The 1,607-nt window shown below is 66.0% G+C and carries 1 protein-coding gene; it reads left to right on the top strand.

Annotated features, from left to right (window positions below; translation table 11 throughout):
* The first annotated feature begins 142 nt into the window (after positions 1 to 142).
* On the top strand, positions 143 to 1,447 hold the full coding sequence (locus ACGF5C_RS34390; RefSeq protein WP_393308532.1) for an IS256 family transposase: 1,305 nt from the start codon (positions 143 to 145) through the stop codon (positions 1,445 to 1,447).
* Positions 1,448 to 1,607: the final 160 nt, after the last annotated feature.

The following is a 1,607-nucleotide window of genomic DNA, read 5'->3' as shown; positions in this document are numbered from 1 at the left end:
CGCTGCAACTGCCCGACACCGTCTGGATCAACCCACCCGAACCAGCAACCGATCAGCCACTACCCCAAGCGGCGTAACACCCACTGGTCCCACCGGGACTGTAAAACGAACGGTGTAACTCCTGATCAAGGAGCAGCACCTGATGACGGATGTCGTGATCACCGAGGTCGATACTGACCAGGTGGCGAAGCGTGGACCGGCGCGGCCGGTGGGAGACGGGGTCGACGATCAGCTCGTCGCCCAGGTGGTGGAACAGGCCCGTGCGGCGGGTCTGCAGCTCACCGGTGAGGGCGGGCTGCTGCAGCAGCTGACCAAGCGGGTTCTGGAAGCCGCTCTGGACGGTGAGATCACCGATCACCTGGGCTATGACAAGGGCGACCCGGCAGGGAAGAACGGTGGGAATTCCCGCAACGGGGTGCGGGGCAAGACGGTGCTGACCGAGGTCGGCCCGGTGCAGATCGAGGTGCCCCGCGACCGCGACGGCACGTTCGAACCGCAGATCGTGCGGAAGCGTCAGCGCCGGTTGTCCGGGGTCGAGGACATGGTGATTTCCTTGTCGGCAAAGGGATTGACGACCGGGGAGATCCAGGCCCACCTGTCCGAGGTGTATGGCGCGGACGTGTCCCGGAAGACGATCTCCACGATCACCGACAAGGTCGTCGACGGGATGACCGAGTGGCAGAACCGGCCCCTCGACCCGGTCTACCCGGTGATCTTCCTCGACGCGGTGCACGTCAAGATCCGCGACGGCAAGGTCGCGAACAGGCCGATCTACGTGGCCCTGGCCGTCACGGTCGACGGCAACCGGGACATCCTCGGACTGTGGGCCGGCGACGGCGGTGAGGGCGCGAAGTTCTGGCTCAGCGTGCTCACCGAGTTGAAGAACCGGGGTGTCACCGACGCGTGCATGGTGGTCTGCGACGGGCTCAAGGGTCTGCCGGACGCGATCGGGCAGACCTGGCCCGAGGCGGTCGTGCAGACCTGCATCATCCACCTGCTGCGGGCGTCGTTCCGCTATGCCGGCCGGCAGCACTGGGACGCCATCGCCAAGGCGTTGAAACCGGTCTACACGGCAGCGACCGAGGCCGCCGCCCGGGAACGCTTCGCCGAGTTCGCGCAGGCGTGGGGCACAAAGTATCCGGCGATCATTCGACTGTGGGAGCAGGCGTGGGCGGAGTTCGTCCCGTTCCTGGCCTTCGACGCCGAGATCCGCACCGTCATCTGCTCCACCAACGCCATCGAGTCCGTCAACGCCCGCATCCGCCGAGCCGTCCGGGCCCGCGGCCACTTCCCGAACGAGGGCGCCGCCCTCAAATGCGTCTACCTCGCGGTGATGAGCCTCGACCCGACCGGGCAGGGCCGCCGGCGGTGGACCATGCGCTGGAAACCCGCCCTGAACGCCTTCGAGATGACGTTCGAAGGCCGCCTGACCGCAGGCCGCAAGTAACTCTCAATAACCCGAGTTACACCGTTCGTTTGACAGACCCGTCCCACCGACCTTGACAAGTACCGGTGCCGCGTCAGGCAATGTTGGCCCTGTTGACTACCTGGCTGAGGCGTTTGTCGGTGGCGTGCTTGTTCCGCCAGATGATGTAGCGGCGGATCAT

The organism is Micromonospora sp. NPDC047620 (assembly GCF_043205005.1).
GTDB lineage: Bacteria > Actinomycetota > Actinomycetes > Mycobacteriales > Micromonosporaceae > Micromonospora.
This window is presented reverse-complemented; position numbering and strand designations above follow the sequence as displayed.